The 13,825-nt window shown below is 33.7% G+C and carries 10 protein-coding genes; 9 read left to right on the forward strand and 1 reads right to left on the reverse strand.

Annotation, left to right across the window (positions count from 1 at the left end; all coding sequences use genetic code 11):
• Nucleotides 1-119: 119 nt before the first annotated feature.
• The gene (locus VB796_RS00365) at nt 120-1,994 is read right to left on the reverse strand and encodes a DNA topoisomerase IV subunit B (RefSeq protein WP_323344522.1); all 1,875 of its coding nucleotides are present in this window, start codon (nt 1,992-1,994) and stop codon (nt 120-122) included.
• Nucleotides 1,995-2,333: 339 nt separating this feature from the next.
• Here VB796_RS00365 and VB796_RS00370 point away from each other — a divergent pair, with 339 nt between their 5' ends.
• The 9 genes from VB796_RS00370 (at nt 2,334) to VB796_RS00410 (ending at nt 13,790) form a co-directional block, all read left to right on the forward strand.
• Entirely contained in the window at nt 2,334-4,880 is a 2,547-nt protein-coding gene (locus VB796_RS00370; protein ID WP_323344523.1) for a polysaccharide biosynthesis/export family protein, read from the forward strand.
• Between the two features lie 22 nt (nt 4,881-4,902).
• Complete coding sequence (locus VB796_RS00375) at nt 4,903-5,985, forward strand: hypothetical protein (RefSeq protein ID WP_323344524.1); 1,083 nt, start codon at nt 4,903-4,905, stop codon at nt 5,983-5,985.
• 14 nt (nt 5,986-5,999) lie between these two features.
• Nucleotides 6,000-6,827, forward strand: a complete 828-nt coding sequence (locus VB796_RS00380) for an ABC transporter permease (protein ID WP_323344525.1) — start codon at nt 6,000-6,002, stop codon at nt 6,825-6,827.
• A gap of 68 nt (nt 6,828-6,895) precedes the next feature.
• Nucleotides 6,896-8,152 carry an ABC transporter ATP-binding protein gene (locus tag VB796_RS00385; protein ID WP_323344526.1) on the forward strand — a complete coding sequence of 419 codons (1,257 nt, stop codon included), beginning with the start codon at nt 6,896-6,898 and terminating at the stop codon, nt 8,150-8,152.
• Between the two features lie 71 nt (nt 8,153-8,223).
• Nucleotides 8,224-9,297, forward strand: coding sequence for a DegT/DnrJ/EryC1/StrS family aminotransferase (locus VB796_RS00390; RefSeq protein ID WP_323344527.1), 1,074 nt, complete (start codon nt 8,224-8,226; stop codon nt 9,295-9,297).
• A gap of 48 nt (nt 9,298-9,345) precedes the next feature.
• Nucleotides 9,346-11,460 (forward strand): hypothetical protein, encoded by a 2,115-nt coding sequence (locus VB796_RS00395; protein WP_323344528.1) that lies wholly within the window; start codon nt 9,346-9,348, stop codon nt 11,458-11,460.
• Nucleotides 11,461-11,496: 36 nt separating this feature from the next.
• The gene (locus VB796_RS00400) at nt 11,497-12,195 is read left to right on the forward strand and encodes a WbqC family protein (RefSeq protein WP_323344529.1); all 699 of its coding nucleotides are present in this window, start codon (nt 11,497-11,499) and stop codon (nt 12,193-12,195) included.
• 31 nt (nt 12,196-12,226) lie between these two features.
• Entirely contained in the window at nt 12,227-12,886 is a 660-nt protein-coding gene (locus VB796_RS00405; RefSeq protein ID WP_323344530.1) for an acetyltransferase, read from the forward strand.
• Between the two features lie 34 nt (nt 12,887-12,920).
• Entirely contained in the window at nt 12,921-13,790 is an 870-nt protein-coding gene (locus tag VB796_RS00410; protein ID WP_323344531.1) for a class I SAM-dependent methyltransferase, read from the forward strand.
• Nucleotides 13,791-13,825: the final 35 nt, after the last annotated feature.

Below are 13,825 nucleotides of genomic sequence, written 5' to 3' on the forward strand. Positions count from 1 at the left end.
CATTAATCAGTTATCAGCAAACTTCATCTCCTTAAGATAATTGTTTAATGATAACTGCCAACTGTTTAACTGTTAACTGCTAACTGTTTAACTGTTAACTGTTAACTGCTAACTGCAATTTATGCTGCTAATTCAGCAGGGTCTTTTTCAATGATTAGATTTTCAATAATAAACTTCTGACGGTCGGGCGTATTTTTACCCATGAAATAAGTCAAAATTTTAGGAATGGTGGTATCCTTAGTGAGAATAACAGGCTCAAGACGAATATCGTCATTGATAAACTTGCCAAACTCTTCAGGAGAAATCTCTCCTAAACCTTTGAATCGAGTAATTTCTGGCTTAGGACTCAATTTTGCAATGGCATTTTGGCGTTCCTCCTCTGTATAACAATAAATCGTTTCTTTCTTATTTCTTACTCGAAACAACGGTGTTTCTAAAATATAAAGGTGTCCGTTTCTTACTAAATCAGGGAAGAACTGTAAGAAAAACGTCATCATTAATAGACGAATGTGCATTCCATCGACATCGGCATCGGTAGAAATAATGATTTTATGATAACGTAAACCCTCTAATCCTTCTTCAATATTTAAAGCGTGTTGTAAAAGGTTAAATTCTTCATTTTCATAAACAATTTTCTTAGTCAGTCCAAAACAGTTCAAAGGTTTACCTCTCAAACTGAATACGGCTTGCGTCTGAACATTACGGGATTTCGTGATAGAACCACTCGCAGAATCACCTTCGGTGATGAAAAGCTGCGTTTCGTATCTATCATCAGATTTTTCATCCGTCAAATGAACACGGCAATCTCTTAATTTTTTATTATGTAAATTCGCCTTTTTCGCTCTATCATTCGCAAGTTTTTTGATGCCTGCCATATCCTTACGCTCACGTTCAGACTGCTCAATTCTCTTTTTGATAGCATCTGCAATAGTAGGATTTTTATGTAAGTAGTTATCAAGATTGGTTTTGACAAAATCCCCGATAAAACTCCTAATAGATTGTGAATTAGGGTCTGGAGAAACGTTACTTGAACCTAATTTAGTTTTTGTTTGAGATTCAAAAACAGGTTCTTGCACCCTTACCGCAATAGCTCCAACGATACTTGTCCGAACGTCTTCTGGAGCATAATCTTTCTTATAAAATTCTCGAACTGTTCTTACAATCGCTTCACGAAATGCTTGTAAATGTGTACCACCTTGAGTAGTATTCTGACCATTCACAAAAGAGTAGTATTCCTCACCATATTGATTTCCGTGCGTAATAGCCATTTCGATATCGTTCCCTTTTAAATGAATAATAGGATAACGTCTTTCATCTTCGGCAGAGTATTTATTCAATAAATCAAAAAGACCATTTTGAGAAAAATACTTTTGACCATTGAAATTGATAGTCAAACCAGCATTCAAATAGGCATAATTCCAAATGAGGTTTTCTAAAAATTGAGGGATATAATGATAGTTTTTGAATATGGTATTATCGGGTTCAAAAATTACGTGCGTACCGTTTCTTGCATTAGAATCTGCACCGTCAGGAGATTCATTTATCAACTCTCCCTGACGAAATTCTGCCCATTTGGTTTTGCCCTCACGAAAAGATTGTACCTTAAAGTAAGAAGCCAACGCATTTGTTGCTTTTGTACCAACCCCGTTTAAACCTACTGATTTTTGAAAAGCACCAGAATCGTACTTTCCCCCTGTATTAATTTTTGAAACACAATCAATAACTTTTCCCAATGGAATACCACGCCCATAGTCACGAACTTCAACACGGTGATCCGAAATTTTTATCTCAATTGTTTTCCCATTCCCCATCATGTGTTCATCAATCGAGTTATCCATGATTTCTTTTACTAATACATAGATACCGTCATCGGCAGAAGAACCATCTCCTAATTTACCAATGTACATACCAGGACGAAGACGGATGTGTTCTTTCCAATCAAGTGACCGAATATTATCTTCGGTATATTTTACATTTTCAGGTATTGTGGACATATTAAACTTAAAGAAAGGATTTTTATAGATTAAGTGATTTGAGTATCAATAATTGCTGACATCCAGAATAAATGCCTAAAATTACCAAAACTCTTTGCAATAAGAACAACCATTTGAAATTATTAGTCGTCATTAAAGAGACAAAACTACAAAAAACATTAAGATTTTATAAAATTAGCAAGATTTAATTGTTATCAGTGTAATTAAACTATCAAATGGTCGTGCGAATTCACTAAAAGTTGATTTACTTTGTGTTTTGAAATAAGCCGAATATATAATTTGGTTCGTCCGAACTTTGAAAAGAAACCCTTTTTTTAAACCCAAAGGCTAAGATTTAATATGTCAAAAATCACATTAGCAATTCGTTATTGTAAAGAAATGAACAGTTTAACTCATTTTACACCTACTAAAAAGTTATTGGTACTTCTGTTTATTTTCGCAACTATTTTGCCAAATGAAAATGTACTTTCACAAGGATTTTCTCTTGGTTCACTTCAGAATCTGACATTACCAACTCAAATGCCGAGAACTTCTACGGCATCGTCTTCTGCTCCGACAACGACAGCAAGAAAAGTAGTTGAAAGCGGGAGAGAGCAATCGGTTAGCGATTCTATTAGGTCAGCTCGTTCGGCGAGTTCAATTGCTCCTACAGTTGATTCGTCAGCACTGTCAATTCGTAAAAAGCTTTATGGATTCAATATTTTCAACAATCCGAATATTACTTTCGAGACCTCTTTGAAAATACCTACTCCCAAAAATTACGTTCTTGGAACAGATGACGAACTGTTGATTGACATCAATGGATTCTCTGAGGAACATTATAACCTCCCTATTACCTCAGAAGGTTATATCAAAGTACCTAAGGTTGGTAATATATTCGTCAGTGGCATCACTATTGAGGAAGCCAAAAGAAGAATTGTTGATAGATTATCAAAAATCTATGTTGGTCTAAGGTCATACAATGGTTCAGCACCAAATACAACTGCTACAGTTTCGTTAGGAAGCATCAGAACTATCAGAGTTTCTATCTTAGGAGATGTGGTTGCTCCAGGTACCTATTCTCTTTCATCATTATCAAGAGTGATGAATGCTCTTTATCTATCTGGCGGACCAAATGAGAATGGTACTTTCCGTGAAATTAAAGTCATCAGAGATAAAAAGTTAATTGCACAAGTTGATTTGTACGATTTATTAACGACTGGCAATCTTCGTCAAAATGTTTCTTTGCAAGACCAAGATATTATTCAAGTTGGTCCTTACAAGTCAAGAGTAGAAATCAAAGGACAAATCAAAAAGCCTTCAATTTTCGAAAACCTCCCCAATGAAAGTTTAGAAAGAATTATTGCAGAATATGGTAATGGATTCCTTCCTGATGCCTATCGTCAAGTTCTAAAAGTTCAACGTTTTACAGATAAAGAAATCAAATTAATTGATCTTAATACTGATTTATTATCATCTTTTTATCCAAAATCAGGTGATGTAATTACAGTTGAACAAATCTTGACAAACCGTATTGAAAATGCTGTTACTTTGGATGGAGCAGTTTTTAGAGGCGGTAAATATTCAATCAGTGACAATCCGACATTGACGAAGTTAATCAAGCGTGCAGAAGGCTTCAAGCAAGATGCTTTTTTAAATAGAATCTCTATTACAAGATTGAGAGACGATTTAACAAAAGAAAATATCTCTGTCAATTACAATGATATTACCTCAGGAAAAACACCTGATATTGTTCTTCAACGAGAAGATATTATTACCGTTTATTCAGTTCTTGACTTAATGGAAACCTACACAGTACGTATTCAGGGTGAAATTAATCTCAAAGGAACTGCACCTCTTGCACCAGTAGCAACTTCGGGAAGCACAGGTGTATCCGAAACTCCAAAAACAACGGCAGCCAGTGAAACTCCAATGGGTTCATTTCCTTATATAAAGAATATGACCGTTGAAGATTTGATTCAAAAAGCAGGTGGTTTGAAAGAATCGGCGGCAACAGGTAGAATTGAAGTTATTAGAAGAAAGAAGAATATCGGGAAAGATGACCCTTCTCAAATTACTTCAACGATTGGAGAAAAATTCAATTTCTCGATAAACAATAATTTATCAATCAACGAAAGTGCTTCTAAGTTCATTCTTGAACCATTCGATGAAGTATTTGTTCGTTCTTCACCAAATTATGAGAAACAACAATTTGTTTCAATTGAAGGTCAAGTGATTTTTCCAGGTGTTTATGCTTTAGAAAGAAAAGATGAAAAAATTTCTGAAATTTTAAAAAGAGTTGGTGGGTTAAATGCACAAGCTTATCCAAGAGGTGCCACTTTAATTCGTAAGTTTAAAATTTCAAAACAAGAAGCTGACAGAAAAAGATCTCAATTAAATGACCTAAGCGATAATAGCACGGGAGTTTCTGTTAAAGTTCAAGAGGTAAAAGAAGAAACAGAAGAATCTATAGGAATTGATTTGGCGAAAGCGATAGAGTCGCCTGGTAGTATTGCTGATATGCTTTTGCAAGATGGAGATATTATTAGAATTCCGAAAGAACCACAAACAGTAAGAATGCAAGGAGAAGTTTTATACCCGACTTCAACTCGTTTCTTAAATGGAATGAATTTCAAACATTATATCTCTGAAGCAGGTGGATTTACAGAACTATCAGCCAGAAAACGTTCATACGTAATTTATGCAAATGGTTCAGTTGATAGAACACGTAAGTTATTAGGCGTTTTTAATATCTATCCTAAAGTAGAACCAGGCTCTGAAATCGTTATTCCACGCATGAATGCCAAAGAAGCTCTTTCTCAAAAAACACTTGCTTCGATTCAAATGATAACAGGTATTGTATCAAGTTTAAGTTTGATGTTAGTAACAATTCGTCAATTCCAATAAGAATCAACTCATATTAATTAGAATGTCAGACAATCAACATAATATATTACCAGAAGACCAATTTTCATTCAAAGATATTGTTCTAAAATTGGTTTCTTTTAAGGATTTAATATTACGAAATTGGAAAATCCTTATTTTAGCGATTATTGTAGGAACAGGTACAGGATACCTGTTTGAAAAATTCACAAAAGAGCCACCCCTATACATTGCCAAAATTGTTTTCAATATGGAAAATGGAGGAGGCGGAGGAGGCGGAGGAGGTCTTCAAGATTTAGCAAGTGCTTTTGGAATTAGTGCAGGAAGTTCATCAGGAGCAAACTTATTTAGCGGAGATAACTTTCTTGAATTATTGAAAACTAAAAACTTGTACAATCGTGCAGTTTTGACGAAAGTAAATGTTAATGGAAAAAATGTAATTTTCGGGAATTATTACCTCAAAAAGAGCGGCATTTTAGAAGAAGAATTAGAAAACGACCAAGCAATCCAGACGTTTAAGTTTGAGCACGATAGTTATGAAACTGCTACCCCAAACGAAAAATCCAGAGTAAGACTTGTTCAAGCTTACTTGATGCCTAACACGGTTGTAGCAAATGATAGTAAAAAAGCGTCATTCTTAACGCTTGCTGTAACAAGTCGCAATGATACGTTGTCATATATTTGGGCAAATCTGTATTTAAAAGTAGTAACCGATTTTTACAAAGAGACTAAAACTCAAAAAACTCGTGAATTAAGAGACTTGATTAAACATCGTGTAGATTCGTTAAAAAAAGAGCTTTATTATACCCAAAATGCAGCGGCACGTTACGCTGACCAAAATCAGCAAATCATTGTTCAAGAAGGATTAATTCAGCAACAGAGACTGCAAACAAATAGTGGTCAATTGCAAGGTATGTATTTTGAAGCATTGAAAAACTTAGATAACCTTAATTTTTCAATGGCTAAAGAAACACCATTATTAACACGCATTGATGACGCTGAATTACCAATTTCTCCAGAACCAGACCCAACAAAGAAAGGGCTTGTCATCGGTTCAATTCTTGGTTTATTATTAGCAATCATTTACGTGGCTTTTAAAGAGACCCTAAGTGAAATCAAAACAAATTAGTAAAAGATAAATTTATGCACGAAACAGTCATTGAGTCAGGAAGGTCAGAAAAGTATTATTGGCAAGACTTGTGGAGATTTAAAGAATTGTTATTCATTTTGGCAATTCGTGATATTACCGTAAAATATAAGCAAACATTTGTAGGAGTAGCTTGGGCAATTTTCCGTCCCGTTTTAACAGTAGCCGTTTTTGTATTTGCATTTGACAAAGTTGCTAAAATTGAGAATAAATCAGATATTCCGTTACAAATAATTATTTTCACAGGCGTAATTTTTTGGAATTTCTTTGCCATGTCTTTCCAACAAGTAAGTAATAGTATAACAGGAAATGCCAACTTGGTTTCAAAAGTATATTTTCCAAGACTATTAATGCCATTAAGTTCAGTAGCAGTACCATTATTAGACTTTTTAGTAGGGTTTGTGGTCATGATTCCATTTTTAATATATATGGGTTATACTCCTACATTTAATATTTTATTTGTTCCTTTCTTTTTGGTATTAGCTTTTTTTGCAGCATTTAGTTTAGGTGTAATTTTTGCATCCCTTAATGTTCAATTTAGAGATTTTCAACAAATCGCACCATTGATTGTTCAGTACGGATTTTTTGTTTGTCCTATCGCTTATCCAATAGCAACCATTCAAGAATTATCATGGTATCCGATTTATCAATGGATAAATCCATTAGCTGGAATTATTGAAGGTTTCAGATGGTGTTTAATTCCTAATTACCAATATTTCCAATGGGATACCATTATTCCATCAGTAATATTTGTAACAATCACGACTATTTTATCTGTAATATTCTTCCGTAAAAAAGAAAATTCATTTGTGGATTACATTTAATTAAATTGTTTTTGTTATAAAATTCATATTAACAAAATTGAAGAAATGGAGGACAACTCCTTTGTAAAATGACAGTAATTGAAGCAGAAAATATAAGTAAAAGGTATATCATTGACCATATTAAAGGCAATGCGAAAGGAAATACACTTCGTGAAATTGTAACTGATAACCTAAAAAACCTTTTTACCAAAAAAGATGATAATCAAGTAAGTCACGAAGATTTTTGGGCATTAAAAGGCGTAAGTTTTAATATTAACCAAGGTGATAGAGTTGGTATTATTGGCTCAAATGGTGCTGGAAAGTCAACCCTGCTGAAAGTATTAAGTAGAATTACTGAACCAACAGAAGGCAAAATCACCATAAAAGGTAGAGTTGCCAGTTTATTAGAAGTTGGCACAGGTTTTCACCCTGAATTATCTGGACGTGAAAACATTTTCTTGAATGGTGCAGTCTTGGGTATGAAACGTCAAGATATTAAAAATCAATTTGATGCCATCGTTGATTTTGCAGGGGTTGAAAAGTTTTTAGATACGCCCGTAAAAAGATATTCTTCGGGAATGTACGTCCGTTTAGGATTTGCTATTTCTGCTCACCTTGAACCAGAAATTTTGATTGTCGATGAGGTATTAGCCGTAGGTGATGCCGATTTCCAAAGAAAATGTTTAGGAAAAATGAAAGATGCTTCTACTTCTGGTAGAACAATTCTTTTTGTAAGTCATAACCTTACTGCTGTGCAAGGGCTTTGTAATAAAGCGATGTTCATGCAAAAGGGACAATTGATTGAGATGGGAGAAACCAATCAAGTATTGGCAACCTATTTGAGTCACGTTCAAAAAACAGCTTTAGAATCTTGGTGGGATACTCCAGAAGAAGCACCAGGAAATGATAGGGTTCGTTTAAAAAGCATAAAATTAGTTCCCAATTATTTAGATAATCAAAAGCACCTTGATGTAAGGACATCTTTCAAAATCAAAATTGAGTTTTGGAATATGATGGAAAATGCTAACCTAAACGTTAGTCTCCACCTCAATTCACTAACAGGCGAGTGTATTTTCAATATTGGAACAGAATCAAAAGCATTTGACAAAGGTATCGTTTATGCTGAATGTGAAATTCCTGCTGATTTCTTAAACGATGGATCTTATGCTATTTCGTTTATGGTAGTAAAGGATACTGCATCTGCCGTCTATAACTTTGAAGAATCACTTATTTTTGAAATTGAAGATTATCGTGAAGGAACTGCATGGTATGGCAAATGGCCTGGTTATGTTAGACCAAAAATCAATTTCCCTATTACTCAACTTGAACTTGAAAGTATTAGTTAGAAGATGATTAATATGGTGTTTTGGGAATATTTTGCCAAAATAGAATACTTCACAATCTGACTAAACATCTAATGATAAACGTAACTAAAACATATTTACCTCCCTTAGCTGAATTTCAACAGTATGTTGAGAAAATCTTTAAAAGCAACCAACTGACCAATAATGGCCCGATGGTGAAAGAATTAGAACAAAAACTAAAAGACTTTTTGGGAGTTAAACATTGTTTGTTCGTTAGCAACGGTACTATTGCCATTCAGATAGCATTGAAGGTTTTAGGAATTTCTAAAGAAGTTATTACTACGCCTTTCTCTTATTGTGCAACTACCCATTCTTTGATTTGGGAAAACTGTACTCCAGTTTTTGCAGACATTCTTACATCAGATTTTTGTATTGACCCAGAGAAGGTAAAAGAGCAAATAACGGAGAATACTCAAGCCATTTTAGCCACTCACGTATATGGAAATCCTTGTGATGTTGACAAATTAGCCAAAATTGCAGACGATAATAATTTAAAACTTATTTATGACGCTGCTCATTGTTTTGGTGTAAATGTTAATGGAACTTCGATTTTTAATTATGGAGATATAAGTACGTGTAGTTTCCACTCAACTAAAGTTTTTCATAGTACAGAAGGGGGTGCAATTTTTACAGATAATGACGATTATGCCTATTTAATTGACCGTTATAGAAGTTTTGGACATATCGGCGACAATTATTTGACAATCGGAATTAACGGTAAAAACTCAGAGTTTCATGCAGCAATGGGTTTATGTGTTCTTCCAAGAGTTGGCGAAATTATTGAAGCACGTCGTCAAATTTTTGCTCTTTATGATTCTTTACTTAATTGGTCGAAATTAGTAAAACCAGTTGTTTCAATACCAACCGAAACAAACTATGCTTACTATCCAATATTTTTTGATTCAGAAACTACGCTATTAAAAGTAAAATCAAATTTAGAAGCTAAAGACATCTTTCCACGAAGATACTTCTATCCATCTTTGAGTAGTCTAAAATTTGTTACAGAAGAAAGTAACTGTCCCATTTCTGACGATTACGCAAAAAGAGCCTTAGCTCTTCCTTTATACTATGATTTGAGTCACGAAGATGTTAGAATAATTGCTGGCATTGTCAATGATTGTTTGTAATCTCTTCTCAAATTAGCTAACTCATAAATATTCAGCATTATACAATAAATGGTATTTTTCTATCCAATAATTTTCTTAATATTTATCGGTTTTGTTATCCGTGTTGCTGCTCGGGTATGCAAAAAATCGTTAATTGATATCATTATTACCGCATACGTTGTGTTTTGTGGAAGTGTCATTTTTACTGGTTTTGTACTTTCTGAAGTCAACAAAATTAATGATAGACGCTTTTGGGCGTGGGGTGTATTTATTCCAACATTTATATTTTATATTTTGTTTGCCAAGTTTTTTGCCAGAGATAGGCGAGAAAATTTCACGTTCTTTGAAATAATTGGTAGTAGAATACAATTAGTTTGGAATTGGTTTGGGGGACTTTCATTATTCTTGAAATTCGTTTTTGGAGGATTATTCTTAACATTTGCCATTGTTGAGATAACAAATTTATTATTAATATTTTATACACCTCCTAACGAATGGGATAGTATGACAGGGCATTTGAACCGCCTTTTATATTACTTAGACCATGGTACAATGGCTCATTTTGGAGGAACAAACTGGAACATCGACACCTATCCGAAAAGCATTTGTACCATCCAGATTTATAATTATTTGATGTCTGGTAAAATTGAGAACTGGTTTAAAGCCATTCATCATTCTGCTTATTTAATTGTTGGTTTTGGAGCTTTCGGAATTGCTCGAAGTTTAAGTAATAATTTTTCGGCAGGTGTATTTTGTGCATTGGTAATTTGGCTTCTTCCAAACGTATTAATGCAATCTGTAACGACCGAAACTGATATTGTATTAGCGTCATATCTAACTTGTTTGGTTTACTTTTTGTTTACGTACCGAGAAAAACTTTGGCGAAGATATTTATATTTAGCAGGGATGACCTTTGGTATTGCTTTGGGACATAAAATCACGTTCTTATTTTCCTTTCCTCCACTGTTTTTTATTGTACTTTATACCGTATTTTATGAAGAAAATTGGAATAAAGTCATCAATATTAAGAACCCAAGTTTTAATCCGCAGAAACAATACGTAAAAATTACTGATAACACTTCTATATTTTGGTTGATATTTGCTCGTTTCAAACACCTTTTTGTTGGTTTATTGATTGGAGTTTGTTTATTCACACTTCCAACGGGTTATTTGAAAAACATTCAAGTTTACAAACATCCAATTGGCCCTCCAACAGCATTGAAGCATCAATCAGTTGAACGAGCAGGAACAATAAAAAATTTAATCATTCAAGGTTCAAGAAATGTCATTCGTTATACTATCGACATAGTTAATTTAGATGGTTTAAGAAACTGGAATACAGGCGAAGCAATTAACGATTTAATGAAAAAACCTCTCATTAAATTAGAGAAAAAAACGCCCTTGAGATTAGAAGAAACAACAGATTTTACAATAATTCCATTTACTTACCACAAACGATTTGAATTTTTCAATGCGAATCCTTCATGGGGAGTATTTGGATTTGCTTTTATACTACCCTTGATTTTTTTAGTGCTAATTGGTTTTATCCGTAAAGGAATTGGGTATTACATTTTAGGAATTGCATTTTTATTACACTTCCTTGCCCTTTCTTTCACCGCAGCTTATGACCCCTGGAAAGGTCGCTATATGATTAGTACCGCCGTATATGCTGTTCCTTTTTTATCCTTATTGTTTACCAATTGGAATTTTTCCAGTTTAAAATTTAGTTTCCAAAAAGTTTACGTTGGGATTGTTGTTTTTGTAGGAACACTCTCTGCAATATTGGCCGTTTATCTCAATGAACGTTGTTTGCCACTCGCAGCAATGGGTAGAACTGCAGCCTTTGACACTGAAAGAGTGGCATTCCAAACATGGGCAAGACCAGATATTACGCCTGCTTATCAGAAATTTAATGAGATTGTGCCTCAAAATGCCACAGTAGCAGTTGCGACTATTAACGATGACTACGAATATCCGCTTTGGGGAAATAAATTGACTCGTAAATTAATCGTAGTTAATCCTTTTGAAAAGGGTGTGCAACCAATGCCTAAAAATACACAATATTTGTTTTTTGCAAAAAGTGTAATCAAACCGTTAAAAGGGGATATTCGATTAGGAACAGATACAACACTAACTAATCTAATTGTGAAAGGTGAAGATTATTATTTAAGAAAATTAAACTAAAAAGTTCTTCGATTCTCCGAAATCGAGTTGAAATCTATGAAACTTGCCATTATGCAACCCTATATTTTTCCGTATATTGGGTATTTTCAATTAATCAATGCCGTTGATAAATTTGTGATATACGACGATGTGAATTTTATTAATAGAGGTTGGATAAACAGAAATAGAATTTTAGTCAATGGAAAAGATAGCTTATTTACCATTCCATTGAAAGATGCAAGTCAGAATAAATTGATAAATGAAATTGATATAAATTGGGATGCAGCTTGGAAAAATAAATTCCTAAAAACCATTGAACAAAGCTATAAAAAAGCTCCATTTTACAAAGAAGGACTTGAAATCATAGAAAAAACGCTCAATATCGAAGACCTTAATACTTCAAATGTTATTTTCAATAATTTAAAAGTCATTTGCGAATATTTAGACATCACAACTGAGCTTATTCCTTCTTCAGCCATTTATCAAAATACAGATTTAAAGGCTCAAGAAAGGATTTTAGATATTTGTTTACAAGAAAAAGCCAATCATTATATTAATCCAATTGGCGGTTTAGAATTATATGATAAATCTTATTTTGAATCGAAAGATTTGAAACTCAATTTCATCAAAGCAAAGCCCATTTTTTATCCACAATTCAAAAATGAATTTGTGCCTTGGCTTTCGATGATTGACGTTTTGATGTTTAATTCTAAAGAAACAATACAAGGATTTTTAAATGAGTACGAACTCGTTTAGTACAACAGATTAAAGCTAAAATTTCAATAAAATGGCAAAAGTAGTAGTATTCGGAACCGAATTAGTTGCTGAATTAGCACATTATTATCTGACCAATGATTCAGAACATGAAATCGTTGCTTTTACAGTCAATCAAGAATATATAAAAGAACCTACTTTTTGTGGGATTCAAGTTGTTCCTTTTGAAGAAGTTACCACGCTCTTCCCTCCTACTGAATATAAATTTTTCGCTCCACTTTCAGAACGAAAAATGAATCAAGTACGAGCAAAAGTTTATCAAGAAGCAAAGGATAAAGGCTACGAATTTATCTCATATATCAGTTCGAAAGCAACCGTTTTAACTGATAAAATTGGAGAAAATTGTTTCATTTTAGAAGATAATACCATTCAACCTTTTGTAACGATTGGCAACGATGTGGTACTTTGGTCGGGTAATCATATCGGACACCATAGTGTTATTAAAGACCACGTTTATTTTACCTCCCATATCGTTTTATCGGGTCGTTGTATCGTTGAACCCTACTGTTTTATCGGTGTAAATGCAACCATCAGAGACGGGGTACATTTGGCAGAAGGTACATTAATTGCAATGGGAACAAACTTCACAGGTAAAAAATCCGATGAATGGAGTATCTATAAAGGTAATCCAGCCGAAAAAGCCAAAATTTCAAGTAAAGATATTAATTTGTAAAAACATAACACGAAACAAAAAATCGTGAATAAAAATGAATAATTACGAACAAAATTTTATTTGCCCTAAAACAAAAACTAAACTTGTTTTATCAGAAGATGGCAAAATGTTAACAAATACCTCAGAGTCAGAACCTCTTAGTTATGAAATCGACGAAATTGTTGATTTGACATTCCCTAAAGAGCTTTTTGAACAAGACAGAAAAGAACGTGTTGCATACGATGACGCTTTCCAGAGATATGACCGAGGGGTAACTTGGGTTTTTGAGTCATTAAATGCAGATGAACAAGAGAACCGTGAGAAAATGTGTTCTCTCTTAAATCTAAAACCAGGTATGAAGGTTTTGGAAGTTGGTGCGGGTACAGGTAAAGATTCTGAATTAATTATTAAAGGAATTGCACCAAACGGAGAAGCTTTCCTTTCAGATTTATCGCCAAAAATGTTGCAATTAGCAAAACAGCGTCTTCAACCAGATGGAGTAACGGTTAATTATTTCATTGCCAACGGAACGTATTTACCTTTTGAAGACAATACTTTTGATGCCGTTTTTCACTTCGGAGGAATCAACACTTTTGCTGAACGTAAAGAAGCATTTGAAGAATTTAATCGTGTTGCGAAAGTAGGTGCAAGAATTGTTGTCGGCGACGAAAGTGTTCCTGCATGGTTGAGAGAAGAACCAACTTACAAAACATTGATGAAGGCAAACCCAATGTTTGCTGACGAAGTGCCTTTACAAGATTTACCAAAAAACATCAATAACTTTGAATTACACTGGATTTTTGGTTTTGGGTATTACGTTATGGCATATAAAAAAACTGAAGCAAAACCTGAAGTTGATGTTAATTTACAAATTCCAGGAAAGGATTTTGAAGATAACTGGCGTTTAAGAGCAGAGAAGAAATAAATAGCTTTTGAGTGGTAAGTGATAATGTAAAAGTT

It is taken from the genome of Arcicella sp. LKC2W (assembly GCF_034931005.1).
Taxonomy (GTDB): Bacteria; Bacteroidota; Bacteroidia; order Cytophagales; family Spirosomataceae; genus Arcicella.